This window comes from Sediminibacterium ginsengisoli (assembly GCF_900167075.1).
In the GTDB taxonomy this organism is placed as follows: Bacteria; Bacteroidota; Bacteroidia; order Chitinophagales; family Chitinophagaceae; genus Sediminibacterium; species Sediminibacterium ginsengisoli.
The window spans coordinates 358982-372974 of record NZ_FUWH01000002.1; the positions used below are offsets into that span (position 1 = coordinate 358982).

At 47.5% G+C, this 13993-nt stretch carries 13 protein-coding genes; 9 read left to right on the forward strand and 4 right to left on the reverse strand.

Translation table 11 applies throughout. From position 1 onward, the window contains the following. The first annotated feature begins 50 nt into the window (after positions 1 to 50). The 5 genes from B5D42_RS04670 to B5D42_RS04690 all read left to right on the forward strand — a co-directional run bounded on the left by B5D42_RS04670 (position 51) and on the right by B5D42_RS04690 (position 5920). The gene (locus B5D42_RS04670) at positions 51 to 497 is read left to right on the forward strand and encodes a lasso peptide biosynthesis B2 protein (RefSeq protein WP_078830280.1); all 447 of its coding nucleotides are present in this window, start codon (positions 51 to 53) and stop codon (positions 495 to 497) included. Positions 498 to 577: 80 nt separating this feature from the next. After that, positions 578 to 2155, forward strand: a complete 1578-nt coding sequence (locus B5D42_RS04675) for a Na+/H+ antiporter (protein WP_078830281.1) — start codon at positions 578 to 580, stop codon at positions 2153 to 2155. Between the two features lie 34 nt (positions 2156 to 2189). Further along, entirely contained in the window at positions 2190 to 3488 is a 1299-nt protein-coding gene (locus tag B5D42_RS04680; protein ID WP_078830282.1) for an NRAMP family divalent metal transporter, read from the forward strand. Between the two features lie 444 nt (positions 3489 to 3932). Continuing rightward, complete coding sequence (locus tag B5D42_RS04685) at positions 3933 to 5495, forward strand: FMN-binding glutamate synthase family protein (RefSeq protein ID WP_078830283.1); 1563 nt, start codon at positions 3933 to 3935, stop codon at positions 5493 to 5495. 5 nt (positions 5496 to 5500) lie between these two features. Beyond that, entirely contained in the window at positions 5501 to 5920 is a 420-nt protein-coding gene (locus B5D42_RS04690; protein ID WP_078830284.1) for a GreA/GreB family elongation factor, read from the forward strand. Here B5D42_RS04690 and B5D42_RS04695 read toward each other — a convergent pair. Next, positions 5917 to 6495 (reverse strand): pentapeptide repeat-containing protein, encoded by a 579-nt coding sequence (locus B5D42_RS04695; protein WP_078830285.1) that lies wholly within the window; start codon positions 6493 to 6495, stop codon positions 5917 to 5919. The genes B5D42_RS04690 and B5D42_RS04695 overlap by 4 nt on opposite strands. 123 nt (positions 6496 to 6618) lie before the next feature. Between B5D42_RS04695 and B5D42_RS04700 the strand changes: the two genes are divergently transcribed. The 4 genes from B5D42_RS04700 to lpdA all read left to right on the forward strand — a co-directional run bounded on the left by B5D42_RS04700 (position 6619) and on the right by lpdA (position 10321). Then, the gene (locus B5D42_RS04700; RefSeq protein ID WP_078830286.1) at positions 6619 to 7218 is read left to right on the forward strand and encodes a TetR/AcrR family transcriptional regulator; all 600 of its coding nucleotides are present in this window, start codon (positions 6619 to 6621) and stop codon (positions 7216 to 7218) included. 61 nt (positions 7219 to 7279) lie between these two features. After that, positions 7280 to 8014: an SDR family oxidoreductase gene (locus tag B5D42_RS04705; protein ID WP_078830287.1), complete on the forward strand. Its 735-nt coding sequence runs from the start codon at positions 7280 to 7282 to the stop codon at positions 8012 to 8014. A gap of 177 nt (positions 8015 to 8191) precedes the next feature. After that, positions 8192 to 8725: an SRPBCC family protein gene (locus B5D42_RS04710; protein WP_176112902.1), complete on the forward strand. Its 534-nt coding sequence runs from the start codon at positions 8192 to 8194 to the stop codon at positions 8723 to 8725. A gap of 189 nt (positions 8726 to 8914) precedes the next feature. After that, a complete protein-coding gene (gene lpdA / locus B5D42_RS04715) occupies positions 8915 to 10321 on the forward strand; it encodes a dihydrolipoyl dehydrogenase (protein WP_078830289.1) in 1407 nt (468 codons plus the stop codon). Positions 10322 to 10405: 84 nt separating this feature from the next. On the opposite strand, the gene amaB is transcribed toward lpdA, so the two are convergent. The 3 genes from amaB to B5D42_RS04730 all read right to left on the reverse strand — a co-directional run bounded on the left by amaB (position 10406) and on the right by B5D42_RS04730 (position 13937). Next, the gene (amaB, locus tag B5D42_RS04720) at positions 10406 to 11932 is read right to left on the reverse strand and encodes an L-piperidine-6-carboxylate dehydrogenase (protein WP_078830290.1); all 1527 of its coding nucleotides are present in this window, start codon (positions 11930 to 11932) and stop codon (positions 10406 to 10408) included. A gap of 227 nt (positions 11933 to 12159) precedes the next feature. After that, positions 12160 to 12858 carry a LytR/AlgR family response regulator transcription factor gene (locus B5D42_RS04725; protein WP_078830291.1) on the reverse strand — a complete coding sequence of 233 codons (699 nt, stop codon included), beginning with the start codon at positions 12856 to 12858 and terminating at the stop codon, positions 12160 to 12162. Beyond that, positions 12855 to 13937, reverse strand: coding sequence for a sensor histidine kinase (locus B5D42_RS04730; protein WP_078830292.1), 1083 nt, complete (start codon positions 13935 to 13937; stop codon positions 12855 to 12857). The genes B5D42_RS04725 and B5D42_RS04730 overlap by 4 nt, the downstream gene beginning before the upstream one ends. Between the last annotated feature and the right edge of the window lie 56 nt (positions 13938 to 13993).

Genomic DNA, 13993 nt, shown 5'->3' on the forward strand with positions numbered 1-13993 from the left:
CAGTTACTGCACGTAAAATAGCTATCTTGCCATTTTGAAGCTAGATCCTTATGTCTCTCGTAAAAAAAACGCGCATTTTTTTTCATTTCTCAACCCGGCAAAAGTTCCTTTTTTTCAGGGCGCTTTTTCTGTCGGGTCTCGTGCGTTTTACACTTAGCTTTCTTCCTTTCAGGAAAGTGATGAAATGGCTGGGTACAGACAGTATTGAAACCGATAAACTACCCGACCCCGAAACCCTGCAATACCGTACAGAAGTGAAAACTGCATTAGCCCTTGCAGACCGGTACACATTCTGGAAAACGGAATGTTATACAAGATCACTGACTGCCAAGATCCTGCTGCGTAAGAAAGGAATACCCAGTACCCTTTACATTGGATTTTATAAAGATGAGACCGGCGTTTATAAGGGGCATGCCTGGCTGCGCAGTGCAGATATGCTGGTAACCGGCAACATGCCCGAACTGCACCTCTACCAGGTACATTCTTTTTTTTCCTGATTGCGCTGAATGTTTTAACTTTTAGCAGCGATTGACATCAATATTGAAGGTCAGATCCTTACTTCGTCATAAACTAACCTATGCTGGATCATTTTCCTTTTTACCTCGCATTGATCGTGCTGATCCTTTTGCTGATCATGCTGGGCAATAAGATCAAAGTAGCTTATCCTGTGCTGCTCGTGCTGGCAGGGCTTATCATCAGTTTTATTCCTGGTATCCCGGTATTGAAAATAGACCCGGAACTGATCTTTGTGATATTTCTTCCGCCCCTGTTGTACGAAGCTGCCTGGGCCAATTCCTGGAAAGAGCTCTGGCGCTGGCGCAGGATCATTGGCAGTTTTGCATTTGTGGTTGTTTTTCTTACCGCTATTTCTGTTGCCTTTGTTGTAAACGCATGGATCCCGGGGTTTTCATTAGCGCTGGGATTTCTCCTCGGTGGCATCGTCTCGCCTCCGGATGCGGTAAGTGCCGGAGCAATATTGAAATTTGTGAAGGTCCCGAAGCGTATGTCAATGATCCTGGAAGGTGAGAGCCTGCTCAATGATGCATCTTCCCTGATCATTTTCCGTTTTGCCCTGATCGCGGTTGCTACCGGCCAGTTTGTCTGGCACCAGGCCGCACTGAGTTTTTGCTGGATGGTAGCCGGTGGAACGGTGATCGGATTATTGGTAGGAATGCTTTTTCTTAAAGCACATAAATGGCTGCCTACAGATGCAAATGCAGATATTATTCTTACGCTGATCACGCCTTATGCTATGTATATCGCAGCAGAAGAAGTGCATGCTTCAGGCGTACTCGCTGTGGTCAGCGGCGGACTTTTCCTGTCTTACCACAGGCATCGCTTCCTCAACGTTACGTCAAGGCTGCGCAGCGAGAATGTCTGGCAAAGCCTGGTATTCCTGCTGAATGGCCTGGTGTTTCTCCTGATCGGGCTGGACATGCCTGAAATCATCGAAGGCCTGAAAGCGGATGGTATCAGCTTTTACGAGGCTACAGGCTATAGTCTGCTGATCACTGCCGTACTGATCCTGGGCAGGATGCTCGCTGCCTACGGCGCCGTGATCGTGACCATGCTGGCCAGTCGCTTTATTACCGTTGCCGATAACAGGCCGGGTATGAAAGCGCCGCTGGTGCTGGGCTGGACCGGCATGCGCGGTGTGGTTTCGCTGGCGGCAGCATTATCGATCCCCGTAACACTGGATAATGGTACTCCGTTCCCCCACCGTAACCTGATCCTGTATATCACATTTGTTGTGATACTCGTAACCTTGGTTTTACAGGGGCTGACTTTGCCCGTACTGATCAGGAAAATAAAAATGAAAGAATTCAACGATCATCAGCCGGAAGAGGAAACGATCCGTGAGCTTCGCGAAGCACTGGCGCGCGAGGCGCTGGAATATTTGCAGACCAACCATCCGGATCAGCTCGGACAGGATCTTTTATTGCAAAAACTGGCCGGACAATGGCAGCACCAGCTGCAGGCCCATGGAACGGACAAGCTGGAAGAACATATCGCAGTTATCTACAGGTCGGTTATCAGCCGGCAACGCGAATTCCTGTTGCAGAGGAATAAGACTGATTCACGTATCGATGAAGAAGTGGTCAGGAAATTCCTGCACCGGCTGGATTTTGAAGAGGAGAAACTGAAGCTGGATTAGGGATTGAAATAAACGAGCCTTTCAACAACAACAAATGAGTGCCAAACAAAAAAGACGGATCCGGAAAAGAAAATTAGGTAAAGTGTTCGGACTGTTAGGTCCCGGGCTTACTACCGGTGCGGCCGACGATGACCCGTCTGGTATAGCTACTTATTCGCAGACGGGCGCCCAGTTCGGATACGGGCAACTGTGGACAGCTTTATATATGCTGCCCTTCATGATTGCCGTGCAGGAAGCCTGCGCGAGAATCGGACTAGTGACGGGTAAAGGCATTGCAGCGGTTGTACGCGAACATTACAGTAGCAAAATATTATACAGTGTGGTAGGGCTGGTGGTAGTAGCCAATACCATCAATATCGGTGCAGATATCGGTGCAATGGCAGCAGCTGCCCAATTATTGATCCCTGTTCCGTTTGTTGTATTGACGTTGCTCTTCACGGCAGGTATATTGCTGCTGGAAGTATTCACAAGTTACCGGGTTTACGCCCGGATCCTTAAATGGCTGGCGCTGGCATTGCTTGCGTATCCCATCACAGTTTTTATCGTAGATCAGCCCTGGCCGGAAGTATTACGCGCAACGGTGGTTCCTCATTTTGAATTCACGTTTGCATTCCTGTTCATTATTACGGGTGTTTTCGGCACAACCATTACACCTTATATGTTTTTCTGGGAAGCGTCACAGGAAGTGGAGGAGTTACAGGAAAAAGGAATGATCGTAAACGGGAAACCCAGGGTGCGCTGGCCGCATATCCGGGCCATGCGCAAAGACAATACGGTAGGTATGATCATTTCCGAATTCACAACCTGGTGTATTTTACTGGTTGGCGCAACCGTATTGCATAAAAGCGGTGTAACGGATATCCGTAACGCTTCCGATGCAGCCAAAGCCCTGGAACCGCTGGTAAGTTCTTTTCCGCACGCCGGTTATCTTGCCAAGCTGATCTTTTCCATCGGTATCATAGGGCTCGGTATGCTTGCCGTGCCTGTTTTGTCCGGCTCGGCCGCCTACGCCGTATCTGAAGCATTTAACTGGAATGCCAGCTTTAATCTCAAGCTCCGTAAAGCGCATGGTTTTTATGGTGTGATCACGATTGCAACTATTGTAGGACTGATCATCAATTTTATCGGGATAGATCCCGTAAAAGCGCTGGTTTATACGGCAGTTATCAACGGCATCGCTGCTGTGCCCCTCTTATTCCTGGTAGTCAAGATCGCATCGGATGAAAAGATCATGGGTAAATTCAAAAGCGGCTGGTTATCCAAAACATTCCTCTGGGCTACATTCCTGGTGATGGCTTGTGCGGCAATCGCACTGTTATTCACACTCTGGTAAATACCTTTGCCACTGCAATGAACCAGGCCGACTGATTTAACGGTTTGAATAAATATAATTTCCTATGTTTGCTCAAACATGCAGGGTATTATTCCACATATCAAGCCGTTAACACCTGTCAGGTACTTTGTTGTACGTGATACGGCGGATTGTTACACCTGCTCATTTACAGAGTTTCTTCCTTTTACGTCTAACCTGTATTATTTCTCCAGCTTCAAAGCTTTTAAAACGCAGGCCGCGGCCTGATTTCACAGGCAGCCGCGGAATTTTGTCCTGTCGGGTCATAAAAGCAGTGCTGTTCCTTATTTCAAACAGATCATATTAGCCGGGTATCATTACCGCGGGCAATAGCAATAAGCATGGAATGCTTATCAGTACAGCCTCTTTTTGCATCGGGTGGGATAATCGTAATTCGCCACATTTTCAGGATGCAAATTCTATCATATGTCTATTCATAAAAAAAATATTTCCGTCAGTGGTACCATCATAGCCATACTCGTGCTGCTGAATACCGTTGTGCTGAAAAGCGCTTTTGTGTACGATTCAAACAGGTACTGGCTACTATGTATCACTTTGCCGCTTTTACTGCTGGCATTGTACGATGTGCTGCAGAAAAAACATGCGTTGCGGCGCAATTACCCCATACTTGCGCATTTCCGTTATATGCTGGAAAATATCCGGCCGGAGATCAGGCAGTATTTTTTCGAAGACGATCTCAATGGTAAACCCTTTAACCGCAGGCAACGTTCGATCGTTTACCAGCGGTCGAAGAACCAGAAACAGACGGTTGCGTTCGGTATGCAGGCCGATCCTTCCGCACCTGGTTACGAATGGGTGGGCCATTCCATTTACCCTGTTTCCGTAAAAACGGAAAGCCTGCGCGTAAAAATCGGTCATTCCCAGTGCTCGCAACCTTATGTAGCCAGTATTTTCAATATAGGTGCGATGAGTTACGGTGCCCTGAGCAAGACTGCTGTTACTGCATTGAATGAAGGGGCTGCTCTTGGTGGATTTGCACAGAACACCGGCGAAGGCGGGATCAGCGATTATCATATGCGCGGCGGTGATCTTATCTGGCAGATCGGTACAGGTTATTTCGGTTGCAGGAACGAGAATGGCGGGTTTCATATGTCATCCTTCAGACAAAAAGCCCTGCTTCCGAACGTGAAAATGATCGAAGTGAAATTGTCGCAGGGCGCGAAACCCGGCAAGGGCGGTATATTACCTGCAGCGAAGAACACACAGGAGATTGCCGCCATCAGGAATGTTGCACAAGGCACCACGATCCATTCACCGGCAAGGCACAGCGCATTCGACGGACCGGTAGGATTACTGAAGTTCCTGCAGCTGCTGCGCAATCTCAGCGAAGGGAAGCCTGTCGGCTTCAAATTATGTATTGGCGACAAGCAGGAGTTCATCGATATCTGCGATGCGATGGTAACTACCGGGATCCTGCCCGATTTTATCTGTGTGGATGGTGCAGAAGGAGGAACAGGTGCCGCACCACTGGAATTCACCGATCATCTCGGGATGCCTTTGTATGAAGGGCTCACATTCGTCCGGCGCACACTGGATGCATTTGGTTTTTCAGAAAAGATCAGGATCATAGCAGCAGGTAAGATCATTACCGGGTTCGATATTCTGAAAGCCCTTGCACTTGGTGCATCAGCCTGCTACAGCGCAAGAGGAATGATGTTCGCTTTGGGCTGTATACAGGCACTGAAATGCGACAGCGATAAATGCCCTGCCGGTGTGGCAACGCAGGATGAAACATTGTATAACGGACTTGATGTAACAGATAAGAAGAACCGGGTAGCCAGCTTTCATGCCAATACACTGGCAGCTACAAAAGAGATCATGGAAGCATGCGGGTTCAGCAGTCCTGATGAGATCAAAGCAGCCCGTTTCTTCAGACGTGTGGATGAACAGAGGACGAGGAGTTTTGAAGAGATCTATTTCGCCGCCAGCCGAAAAATATTTAAACAGGATTATCAACAATTAAACTGATAGTTATGCAGAACGAGAATAATGAACTGATGATCACACCCGAAGATTTTGACGTGATCAGTACCTATATCAAAAGGCAGACACAGACCACTGTTGCAGACAGGCAGAATGCTGTGATGCTGCAGGAAGAACTGAAGAAGGCCAAACTGGTAAAAGCACAGGAACTCCCGGCCGATGTGGTCCGGATCAATTCTACTGTACGGATAAAAGAAGGAGAGAAGGACAAACTCATCGAGCTCACACTTGTACTTCCTGAAAAAGCAGATATCAAGAGTCGGAAAGTGTCTGTATTCGCACCGATCGCTATTGCGCTGATCGGGTTTAAAAAAGGTGCGAAAGTAAACTGGCAGGTTCCTGCCGGTAACAAGACATTTACGATCGTTGATGTTTGTAACCAACCTGAAAACGTCGCAGAGCAAGCCTAACTTTTGTGGTCGATCTCGATGTCGTAACGGGTTAACAGGCCAGGTAAGCCGGACAGGCCGAACCTGGCCCTTTTTATTTTATTGATCTCCGGGTCTATGATAAAGTTCACCGCTCCGCGCAGATCGGTTTTTTCCAGTATGGTCTGTTCAAATTTGGCACCACTGAGTTCACAATCCGTAAATACAGAACCGGTAAGATCCGCTTCAGTGAAATCCGTTTCAATCAGCTGCGTATTTTTGAAAACCGTCTTCCTGATCTTCGCTTTGTAAAAAGAGCTGTGATTCAGGATACAGTGGTCGAACTGCAGGGCCAGCCCGTATGGATTACAATCTTCAAAATGCAGTCCCAGCATCTTGCAACCGTTGAATTTTACATCCCGGAAAGTTGTACCGTGAAGTTTGCTCAGGCTGAAATTGCAATCCGAAAATACACAATCTTCAAAAGAAACCCCAGATAAAGATGTTCCGGAAAAGTCGCAGTGATTGAAGGTGCAGCCTGCATAATCACCTGTTGGCAGGTTTTGGATTTTGTAATCCTGTTTTTCCAGTAGCTGGTCCTCGAAATAAGCCGGCATAATAACGGTTTTACCTGAAAAGATAGGAATGTAAATTAGTGATCTTTTGTTCAAAGGAAACCACTATTGGATGAGCGGAAAGTTTTTTTTGATCTTTCATATACCAATTGGTATATTTGCAATATGAAGTTCGTCCCGCGTTCGGAGCAGACACGCCGTTTTATTACAGAAGTTACGGCGGGTGTATTTAACCGGAAAGGTTATGCGGGTACTTCCATGTCTGATCTTACCGAAGCAACCGGCCTTACAAAAGGGAGTATTTATGGGAATTTCCTGAATAAGGAAGAAGTAGCGCAGGAAGCATTTGCATTCAATGTTGCGAACAGGATATCCGTTATACAGCAGCAGGTTAAAGCGGAAACGACTGCCAAAGGGAAGCTGCTTGCTAACGTAAGGGTTTTCAGCAGCAGTAGCCGTCACCTTTTCCCGGACGGAGGCTGCCCCATCATGAATACGGCCATTGAAGCAGACGATACGAATGAGCCTTTGCGCAAACAGGCGGCAGCGGCATTTACTTCCTGGAAAAAATCACTGGTGCAGATCATACGCGCAGGAGTTGAGAACGGGGAATTCAGGAAAACCGCTGATCCTGAAAGAACAGCTTTATCCCTGATCGCACTTATAGAAGGCGCGATTCTGCTGAGCAGAACATCAAAGAATAAACAGGATCTTGATCTGGTACTGGCAACTGCCGAAGACCTTATCAGAGGATTGAGCAAATAAATTTTTTTTCTAACACATATACCGATCGGTATATAATAAATGAATACTAAAACAAAATAGAATGAAAACAACAGGTAACACGATCCTGATAACCGGCGGAAGTGCCGGTATAGGTTTCGAACTGGCAAAACTGCTAAGCCGCAACAATAAGGTGATCATCACCGGCAGGAATAAGGAAAGACTGGAAAAAGCGGCTGCAGAACTGGAGAATACCACGGCTGTTGCAGCGGACGTAACAAGTAATGTTGACGTAGCTGCACTGGTGCAGAAACTGGAACTGGAATTCCCGGAATTGAATATGGTGGTCAATAATGCCGGCCATGCAGTTCTGCTGGACCTCGCGGATGAACAGGCGGATGTTTTTACGCATGCGGAGGCTGAAATGCTCACGAATTATCTTTCAATTATCCGGCTGAACAGCCTGCTGCTGCCGTTACTGAAAAAACAGGAAGAGTCAGCCATCGTAAATGTATCATCGGTGGTGGCATTTGTGCCGGGGCTGATTCCCACCTATTCGGCCAGTAAAGCTGCCTTGCACTCTTATACGCAATCGCTGAGGTTTGCTTTGCGGAAAAGTTCTGTGAAAGTGTATGAACTGATGCCTCCTCTCGTGAACACAACATTCTCCAGTGCCATTGGCGGCGAGCGGGGAATTCCTCCTGCACAGGTGGCGCAGGCTTTTACGGAAAGCTGGGCGAAGGATCAGTACGAGATCAGGGTAGGAGATACGGAAGCTGTTTACCGTGCGTACCTGGCTTCGCCTGAAGAAGCGTTTAAACTGATGAACAGGGAATAGGCTGTCGCAATCAGCCTTCAATTTGCCGTAATCGCACCGCAGGGAATATGTCTGGCAGGGGTAGGTTTGCACAACGAAGCCATAATGGTTTGCGGATCATCCGGGTACCGGGATAATCCGTCAGATTATGAAAAAGTGCTTCTTTATTGTATTTTTAAGCAAACCAAAAACCTTTGTATGAAAATTCTCAAAAAAATTATAATTGCGATCCTGCTGTTACTGGTATTGGTACTGGTAATTGCACTGTTCATGCCGAAAGAGTATACGATGGAGCGTGACATAACCATTAACCGGCCACAGGCCCAGGTGTATGATTATGCACGTATGATTAAAAACCAGGATTATTACAATGTGTGGGTGATGATGGATCCCGGAATGAAGAAAACCTACACGGGAACAGATGGCACAGTAGGCTTCCTCTATGCCTGGGACAGTGAGAAAAAAGCCGGTAAGGGCGAGCAGCAGATCACAAAACTGGAGCAGAACAACCTGGTTGCCTATGAGCTCCGTTTCATCAAACCTTTCGAAGGAAAGGCCGAATGTAATGTCAGGCTGCAACAGACCGATACCAGCACTACAAACGTGAACTGGAGCTTCCACAGCAGCATGGCGTATCCCATGAACATCATGCTGCCATTCGTGAAGGGCATGATGGGCAAGAATATGGAGGAGACACTGAGCAATATGAAACGGGAAATCGAAAAGAAATAACCGTTTTAATACGTTTAAACAGGTGATGGCTGCCCTGGCGGCCATCACCTGTTTAAGGGCGGGCGGGAAAACGGCAGAAACTTGCATGAAATACAGGATACAGACATTTTTTTCCATTTGGCCAATAGCAAGTATTTTTGCTGCGCAAAAGCATGTTTGCATATCTATTCAATCAACAATCAATATTTTATGGCATACGACGTCATTGTAATTGGTAGCGGACCGGGCGGTTATCCCGCAGCTATCCGTGCTTCACAGTTAGGATTTAAAGTAGCGATCATCGAAAAGGAAAGCCTGGGTGGTATCTGCCTTAACTGGGGCTGTATCCCTACCAAGGCGTTGCTGAAAAGTGCGCAGGTATATGAGTATGTGAAACATAGTGCCAATTATGGCATCAATGCCACGGGAACCCACGATTTTGAAGGTGTGATCAAGCGCAGCCGTGGTGTAGCGGATAAAATGAGCAAGGGTATCCAGTTCCTGATGAAAAAGAACAAGATCGATGTGATCCCCGGATATGGCCGCATCAAGGGCAAGGGCCAGGTTGAAGTAACTGCGGCTGATGGCAGCAAGCAGGTGGTGGAATCCAAATACATCGTGATCGCAACAGGCGGTCGCAGCCGCGAACTGCCAAACCTGAAGCAGGACGGCAAAAAAGTGATCGGCTACCGCGAAGCGATGTCTATCACCACACAGCCTAAAAGCATGATCATCGTAGGTAGTGGCGCGATAGGAGTAGAATTCGCATATGTATACAACAGTATGGGCACCAAAGTAACCATCGTTGAATTCCTGCCGCGCATCGTTCCTGTTGAAGATGAGGATATCTCCAAAGAACTGGAAAAGCAATACAAAAAACAGGGTATTGAGATCATGACCAATTCTTCTGTTGAATCTGTTGATACATCTGGCAACGGCGTAAAAGCAACCGTAAAAAAGCAGGATGGTTCTACCGTAACGCTTGAAGCAGATATCGTTCTGAGCGCTGTGGGCGTGGTAGCCAATATCGAGAACATCGGTCTTGAAGAAAGCGGTATCAAAACCGAAAAAGGTAAGATCGTTGTGGATCAGTACCAGCAGACTTCACTGGCGGGTATCTACGCCATCGGCGATTGTACTCCGGGTCAGGCGCTTGCACACGTTGCAACCAAAGAAGGTATCAACGCAGCAGAGCATATGGCTTATACTGAGAAAAAGACCAGCCATCTGCCTGAACCGCTCGATTATAACAATATCCCCGGTTGTACTTACTGCACACCGGAGATTTCAAGCGTAGGTTATACCGAGAAAGCTGCAAAAGAAGCCGGATATGAGATCAAGGTTGGTAAATTTCCGTTTGTTGCCAGTGGTAAAGCAACTGCTGCCGGCGCAACTGAAGGTTTTGTAAAAGTGATCTTCGATGCGAAATACGGTGAGTTCCTCGGATGTCATATGATCGGTAACAATGTTACTGAAAACATTGCCGAAGCTGTTGTTGCCCGCAAGCTGGAAACTACAGCTCACGAGATCCTGAATGCTGTACACCCGCACCCTACAATGAGCGAAGGTCTGAAAGAAGCTACTGCAGCTGCTTACGGCGAAGCGATCGATATCTAAAACAAGTACAGGTTTCCTGTCTGAAAATAAAAAGCCCCGCTCTTCAAAGTGCGGGGCTTTTCTGTTATGATATGTATTGAACGATTAATTGAAGTCGAACACAATACCCTGTGCCAGCGGCAGTGTAGTGCCCCAGTTGATGGTATTGGTCTGCCTGCGCATATATGCTTTCCATGCATCGCTTCCGCTTTCGCGTCCGCCACCGGTTTCTTTCTCGCCGCCGAATGCACCGCCGATCTCTGCGCCGCTTGTGCCGATATTCACGTTGGCAATACCGCAATCGCTTCCGCCATGTGAAAGGAACTGTTCTGCTTCGCGCATGTTCAGTGTCATGATCGCTGAAGAAAGCCCCTGTGGTACCCCGTTCTGCATTGCAATGGCTTCATCGAGGGTATTGTATTTCATGATGTACAGGATCGGTGCAAATGTCTCGTGCTGCACAATGGGCATATCATTGGTTGCTTCTGCGATGCATGGTTTTACATAACAGCCGCTTTCATAACCTGCACCTTCCAGTACGCCGCCTTCAACAATGAAGTTTGCACCCTGCTGTTTGCCCTGTGCGATGGCGTCCTGGTACATTTTTACAGCGTCTGTATCGATCAGTGGTCCTACGTGATTGGCTGTATCCAACGGGTTGCCGATGCGGAGTTGTCCGTATGCTTTTACCAGTTTCTGTTTGAAACTTTCATAAACGGATTCGTGGATGATCAGGCGGCGGGTGGTGGTACACCTTTGTCCTGCCGTTCCCACTGCTCCGAATACGGCGCCGATGATCGACATATCCAGGTCTGCATCTTTGGAAATGATAATGGCATTATTGCCGCCCAGTTCCAGGATGCTCCTGCCCAGCCTGCCTGCTACAGTTGCACTCAGAGCTTTGCCCATCCGTGTTGAACCGGTTGCAGATACCAGCGGGATGCGTGTATCGTTGCTGATCCATTCGCCCACACTTCTTCCCCCCTGTACCAGGCAGTTAACGCCTTCCGGTACCTGGTTCTTTTTGAATACTTCGGCTACAATATTCTGTACTGCGATTGCGCAGAGTGGTGTTTTTTCACTTGGCTTCCACACGGTAGTGTTACCGCATACCCAGGCCAGGGCTGCATTCCAGCTCCATACTGCCACAGGGAAGTTAAAGGCTGAGATGATACCGGTTACGCCGATCGGGTGCCACTGCTCATACATGCGGTGCGAAGGACGCTCACTATGCATGGTAAGGCCGTAAAGCTGGCGTGAAAGCCCAACTGCAAAATCGCAGATATCGATCATTTCCTGTACTTCACCCAGACCTTCCTGCAGGCTTTTACCCATTTCATAGCTCACAAGTTTGCCGAGCGGCTCCTTGTTGTCGCGCAATGCCTCACCTACCTGGCGTACGATCTCACCACGCTTCGGCGCGGGCCATAACCGCCATTCACGGAAAGCTGCTTCTGCTTTAACGATCACTTCGTTGTAGGATGTTTCGTCAGCTGCCATTACGCTGCCGGTCTTTGTACCGTCTACGGGCGAGAAAGAATCGATCTGTTCTCCTTTGCTGCTGATCCATTCACTGCCGGTGGAAACGCCCGGGTTCAGTGCCGTTATTTTAAGTTGGGCTAAAAAATCCATATCAAATAATTTGGCGCAAAGGTAAGGTAAACCGGGTCAACGGGTCGCGTCTCCTTGTTGAATGGCGGGCAAAAAAAAGGTACCACATACGTTGAGAACAACCTGTGATACCTTTATTATCTAAAACCCTGCATGAAACGCTTATTCAGCATTTTCAGGTTAAAAGTAATGTCGGAAATAAAAAAACTGAAATTATATAGGTGAGCAAGGAATATGTACCGGGGAAACTACTTTGTTTTAGAAAGCGTTAACAATTGGTCATATACCTGGCTGTAACTGCTGCCGATCGGTATCTCTTTGCCGCTGATCCATAATTTGGTTTTACTGAATTTTTCGATCCGGGAAAGCGGTACAATGAACGACCTGTGCACGCGTACAAAATCCCGGGCCGGAAGTTTTTCCTGGATGCTTTTCAACGTCATCAGCGTTAATACCGGATTGGGTTTGATGTAGATCTTGATATAATCATCGAGTGCTTCGATCAGCTCTATATCTTTCAGGTTGATCTTCATGATCTCATAATTCACTTTTACGAAGATCGAATTGAGCTGCATTTCCTGGGAACTCAGGAACTCTATGTATTCCTTCGCTTTATACGCGGCTTTCAGAAAACGGTCATATTCAAAAGGTTTCAGCAGGTAGTCTACAGCATCCATATTGAAGCCTTCTACCGCAAAATCCTTATAAGCCGTGGTAAAAATTACGGGCGGTTTTTCGGAGAGACTTTTATAGAACTGCACACCGTTAATATCCGGCATCTGGATATCCAGGAATAAAAGATCCACGGGATTCTGCAGGAGATAGGCTTTGGCCTCATCGGTATCAGTGAACACTTTCTCCAGCTTGAGAAATGAGATCTTACCGCAATACTCATTGATCAGTTGCAGCGCCAGGGGTTCGTCGTCGATTGCGATACAGGTTATCATGCTGTTGTTATTTCAAGATGAACGGTATAGTAATTGTCTTTCTGTGTTGTCTGCAGCCGGTGCTTTTCAGGATACATGAGTTCCAGTCTGCGTTTTACATTATTGATGCCGATACCTGTGTTTTCCATCAGGTTGTTTTCTGAAGGTACGATGTAATTGACTGCCGTGAAAAGGATCTTGTCGCCTTCCGCTTTTATGCTGATATCTATCTGCGAGGGCGACTTTGTGCTCACCCCGTATTTGAATGCATTCTCAACGAAGGGGATAAACAGGAGCGGGGCTACGAGCAGCGTATCGATCGAGCCATCTGCATGGAAATTGATCTTTACCTTGTCTGTCAGCCTTACCTGCTGCAATTCTATGAAATTGGTGATGAATGCAACTTCGTTGCTCAGCGGCACCAGGTGGCGCTCGGTTTCGGTTAGAATATACCGCATGATCGATGCCAGCTTCATCACAGCTGGTGCGGTTTTCTCACTTCTTACTATGGCAAGCGAATAGATGTTATTGAGCGTATTGAAAAAGAAATGCGGGTTCACCTGCGATTTCAGGAAGGAAAGCTCCGTATTCAGTTTTTCGTTCTCTGTTTCCTGGCGGTTGCGCTCAGTCTTCAGCCAGCGCTGTGTTACAGAGATACAGGTTCCCACGGTAAAGACCAGCAGGAAAATGATGGTATTGTAAGGATCGGTTCCCTGGCGGTAACGCGGTGGCCTTGAGAAACGCGGTTTGCCCTGGAATGCCGGGTTGCGCACATATTCTTTTCCTACCTGAATAAATTCGGGCGGCGCTACTACCGTAGCGATCATCTTCGGCACGAAAAGAAAAACAGTGAGGCTGGCCGCGATCGACAGGGCATACCATAACCATTTTTTCTCGATCAGCAGCTTCGGGATCAGCACCAGGGTATTCAGGTAATAGAAAACAACCAGAAACACATTGTTGCACACGATCGTGGCAAGCATATGGTTGCTGAGGCTGAATTCACGCAGTCTCGGGAAAAAGACAAGGTAAGGCAGCGACAGGAAACAGGCCCAGGCCGCTACATGCGCTATGATGGTAACTATTTTTTTGACATTCATTCTATCAAATCTATCCTGCCTGTTGCAGCATCTGAAAGAATTTGGGTGAAAACAGG